This is a genomic window from Ligilactobacillus sp. 110_WCHN (assembly GCF_030518115.1).
In the GTDB taxonomy this organism is placed as follows: Bacteria; Bacillota; Bacilli; order Lactobacillales; family Lactobacillaceae; genus Ligilactobacillus; species Ligilactobacillus aviarius_C.
The window spans coordinates 1-4,259 of record NZ_JAULLI010000037.1 but is presented as its reverse complement, the minus strand read 5'-3'; the positions used below and the strand labels follow the sequence as shown (position 1 = coordinate 4,259).

The following is a 4,259-nucleotide window of genomic DNA, read 5'->3' as shown; positions in this document are numbered from 1 at the left end:
AATGACTAATGAGCATTCACGTTAGTGATTAACATAATTATTATGACCCGTTGGTCAAGTGGTTAAGACACCGCCCTTTCACGGCGGTAACATGGGTTCAAATCCCGTACGGGTCATTGATATGCTGATTTAGCTCAGTTGGTAGAGCAACGGTATCGTAAACCGTGGGTCACAGGTTCGACTCCTGCAATCAGCATGATAAAACGTTCATAAATGTTTATAAGCCTTGATATAAGGCTTTTTTTGTTTATAAAATAACGTTAATATCAGGTAAAATTCAAAATCTTGACACACTGCTGGCACATCGAATTTTTCAATGTGTCAGAAAGAAAAAATAATTAATAAAAACGTTGATATATCAAGGAAGAATAGCATAATCCAATGTGTCAGAGATGAATAAAGACGAAAATAGCGAGCAGTTTGCTCGCTATTTTTTGTTACTAAAATCTTTGATTAATGGAATTAAATCTCTCGAAAGGATATCAAGATCACTATAATTGAGTTTATGCATTACTTTAATTAGTTCAATTGCTGAAGGAGGTAATTCAGAAAAGGAATTTTCGATATCATCTCCGACAAGCTTACCTAGTTGAATATTTAACGCTTTACATATATTTAATAATTTGCTTAGACTAATATTACCAATTCGTCCAGTTTCTAATTTCGAAATAAAGTTGAGTGAAAGATCACTTTTCTCAGCTAATTTTTCTTGCGACAATTTTTGTTTTATTCGATAATATCTAATTTCATTTCCAATATTTAAATTTTCATACATATAAGTTTATATCTCCAAAAACATATTTCATAGCTAAATCATAGAGATATTCACATTTGGTTACTATGTAACAAAATAATATTTTTTAAATAAATATTAATATAATAATAAATTGTGATATAATTTTTACTATCATAAATGAATTCTTTATGTAAAAAAGATGGATTTTAAAGAAAAGAGGAATATAAATGGAAAAGGGTAAAACAATTCTTACAACCGCAGCCGTTGCTTTAGCAACTACAACAATCGGGGCAGGCGTAGCAAACGCTGATAATGTTCAAACAGCTTCATCTAATAACGTACAAGCTAAGGCTAGTGATAAAGTAACCAATGCTGATTTAAATTCAGCTAAACAAAATGTTTCATCAGCCAAGGCATCTGTATCATCTGCTCAAGCAAATGTAAATTCAGTACAAAATAAAGTAAATGCCGATAAGCAAGATGTTGCTAACAAACAAGCAACAGTTTCATCAGCACAAAGTTCAGTTGATAATGCTCAAAAGAGTGTCGATGCTGCTAAGCAAAAAGTAGCTGACGCATCATCAAAGATTCCTGAAATTCAAAATTCAATTAAAAAGCAAGAATCTACTATTAACAATGATCAAACAACGATTGCTCATGATAAACAAAATATTAGTAGTCAACAATCAAAGGTAAACGTTGATAAGCAAAACGTTTCATCGGCACAAGTAAATGTATCAGCTAAGCAATCAGCCGTATCATCAGCTCAAGCCAATATTAAGCGTGATCAACAACGGATTGATGATATTCACAATGCTCAAGCTATTGCATCATCAGCTCAAAGTAAGGTAAACACCGACAAGCAAGATGTAACAAGTAAGCAATCAGCTAAAGATAATGCTCAAAAAGCAGTTGATCAAGCATCAAGTAATAAATCACACGCTGATCAAACAGTTAGCGATGCTAATCGGGCTTTGAATTATACTCAAAATAAATTAAATCAAGATCAAAGCAAATTAAATGACACACAAAATGAACTGGATAATGTGACCGACAAGATTAACTCTATTAATTCGATTACATTGCCTAAGGGATACAATAACGAATCTATTAGTGGGAATGAATCTACCAAGTTATTTAACGAAGGAATGAGTGATCCAGCCAATACGTACCATCCAAGTAAAGCAGATGATTATCAAGTTGATCCAACTAATTTAACCGCTGCTCAACAAAAAGAATTAAATGTTTGGGTCGCATCAATTATCAACCCAATTCGTCAACAATTAGGAAATTCGATTATGCATGTTAACCAATCAGCAATTGATTTTGCTAACGCTGTGGCAGCAGGTTATGATGCTGATAAGTGGAGTTTGTGGAATGGGCATGATGTCCCAGCTATTGAAAAAGCCGCTGCACAATTTGGATTGGATAGTAAAGATGGAAATCTCTATGAATGTGCTGCTAGTGGTATGCCAACTAGTCCATGTACAATGAACCAACTAAAGGCGGCAGTTTATGACGGATTGAAGCAATTGCTCTTCTTTGATGCAGCCCATGCAGGAAGTGTTATTGGATATAATTATAGTAATAACCAAGCACCTTCATATTTCGGATTATCAGTCGATAAAGAAGGAATTTTACATTTTGAACAAATTCATGATAAATCGGGATATATTGTATCTGACATTCAAGATCGAAGTAAATTTAATGTAAATGATAACTATGCTGTCCCATCAAATAATATTAGTGCTTTGAAGCAACAACAAGCTTCATTGCAATCACAGGTTAATGATGAAAAGGGAGCTGTTAATGCTGACAAACAGGCTGTAAATAATGCTCAAAATGCTTTAAATGCTGCTAAAAGCATTCAAACTCAAGCTAACAATGACTTAGCAAGTAAACAGACAGCGTTAGCTAATGCTAATGACGCTTTGCAACAAGCTCAAAGTCAATTAAGCAAAGATGAAGCAACTTTGGCTCAAGCACAAAAAGACATTGCTAATGCACCAGCTGAACTTGAAGCTGCTAATACGCAACTTGCCAAGGACAATCAAACATTAACGAATGCTAAGAACGCTTTAGCAACTGCTAATACACAATTGACAAATGCTAAGAACGTTCAAGCTCAAGATGAAGCCAAATTAAATGATTTAAACAATCAATTAAGCCGTGATGAACAACGGCTTGCTAATGACCAATCAATCTTAGCTCAATTGCAAAAGCAACTTGCTGATTATCAAAACGCTCCGGCTGAATTAAAAGAAGCTCAAGCTAAGTTAGCAGATGCTCAAAGCAAATTAGCACAAGCTAAGAATGCTTTAGCAAGTTCACAAGCAACATTGAATGCTGATCAAAAAGCATTAGCTGATGCTCAAGCTAAGTTAAATGACGCTCAATCTGCTGAAATCCAAGCTGAACAACATTTAGCAACTTTGCAAAAGGCTTATGATGCTCAACATAAGGTAACCGAACCTCAAACTAGTCGACGTGTATCGACAACTGCTGAAATTGGTTCAACCTATACTTTAGGTTCACATACTGTTTCAGAACCAGCTGTATTAAGTACAACGGTTAAAATATCAGACAATAATACAGTTCATGCTGATACCGTAACAGCTATTAAAACTGCAAAGATGACTGATAAAACTGCATCTGCTGCAAATATGCCACAAGCTGGTGAATCTTCATCTTCTGTTGCATCCATTATCGGTGCTGGTTTATTAGCTGCTTTATCATTCTTTGGTTTAGGTTACAAGAAGAAAGAAAAATAGTTATAGGAGAAAAAGATAAATATGAAAAAAATGAAGAAATGGATTGTTCCATTATTGATGGTATTATTAATTCCATTAACATTAGCTGGATGTAGTCTTGGTAAGACAACACCACAAAAAAGTTTAAGCGATGGAAATTTATGGTTCGTAGTAGAAGGGAAAGGAAACAATCCTTATGTGTCGGATGTAATTAGTGTAGAAAAAGGAAAACTAATTATTGCAGATATGACCCCTAAAGTTGATAATTATCTTCGCTATAACGAATTTAAAAATGCTAAAACAATGAATGATGTAAAAAAAGTATTATCAAAGCATTCTAACGACATCGAAACGTCTTATTTGAGCAAAAATGCTAAATATTATATTTTTACTAACAACGGAAATACTGACAAGGAAGCAATTCTTTCAAGCGAAAGTAATGAAATTGTTCTTTCGTCAACGAAAGTATCATTAGAAAACGGTAAATTAAATGGATTTAAAGTTGATTCCGACGCTGACGCTAATATTAACGGCGATTCAGAATATTTTGTAACTAATTCCAAAAAAGTTGAACTTGATACTTCGAAAAACAAAAACGTGGTTGTTCAAAGCATTAATGATGAATCACAAATTTTCGATTCAAATAACGGTTATGATGGTTAAGTAACAAAAAGCACCGATAGGTTAAGTCCTACCGGTGCTTTTTGGTTGTTCATTCAAATTACAACATTTCTAATTCATAAACATTTTTGATAATTTTTTCTTTTAATTTT

3 protein-coding genes and 2 tRNA genes are annotated in these 4,259 nt (G+C 33.6%); 4 read left to right on the top strand and 1 reads right to left on the bottom strand.

Annotation, left to right across the window (positions count from 1 at the left end; genetic code table 11):
- The first annotated feature begins 44 nt into the window (after positions 1-44).
- A tRNA-Glu gene (locus Q3C15_RS08530) sits at positions 45-116 on the top strand.
- Positions 117-123: 7 nt separating this feature from the next.
- Positions 124-196: transfer RNA gene (locus Q3C15_RS08525), tRNA-Thr, on the top strand.
- Positions 197-427: 231 nt separating this feature from the next.
- On the opposite strand, the gene Q3C15_RS08520 is transcribed toward Q3C15_RS08525, so the two are convergent.
- Positions 428-775, bottom strand: coding sequence for a helix-turn-helix domain-containing protein (locus Q3C15_RS08520; RefSeq protein ID WP_302704962.1), 348 nt, complete (start codon positions 773-775; stop codon positions 428-430).
- A 188-nt stretch (positions 776-963) separates the two neighbouring features.
- On the opposite strand from Q3C15_RS08520, the gene Q3C15_RS08515 reads away from it, so the two are divergent.
- Both Q3C15_RS08515 and Q3C15_RS08510 read left to right on the top strand, forming a co-directional pair.
- A complete protein-coding gene (locus Q3C15_RS08515; RefSeq protein WP_302704961.1) occupies positions 964-3,507 on the top strand; it encodes an SEC10/PgrA surface exclusion domain-containing protein in 2,544 nt (847 codons plus the stop codon).
- Between the two features lie 21 nt (positions 3,508-3,528).
- A complete protein-coding gene (locus Q3C15_RS08510; protein WP_302704960.1) occupies positions 3,529-4,149 on the top strand; it encodes a hypothetical protein in 621 nt (206 codons plus the stop codon).
- Positions 4,150-4,259: the final 110 nt, after the last annotated feature.

Bases quoted from the DNA above. Each gene is read 5' to 3' on its own strand.
- Q3C15_RS08515 (WP_302704961.1), top strand. From the start codon at position 964: ATGGAAAAGGGTAAAACAATTCTTACAACCGCAGCCGTTGCTTTAGCA.
- Q3C15_RS08510 (WP_302704960.1), top strand. From the start codon at position 3,529: ATGAAAAAAATGAAGAAATGGATTGTTCCATTATTGATGGTATTATTA.
- Q3C15_RS08520 (WP_302704962.1), bottom strand. From the start codon at position 775: ATGTATGAAAATTTAAATATTGGAAATGAAATTAGATATTATCGAATA.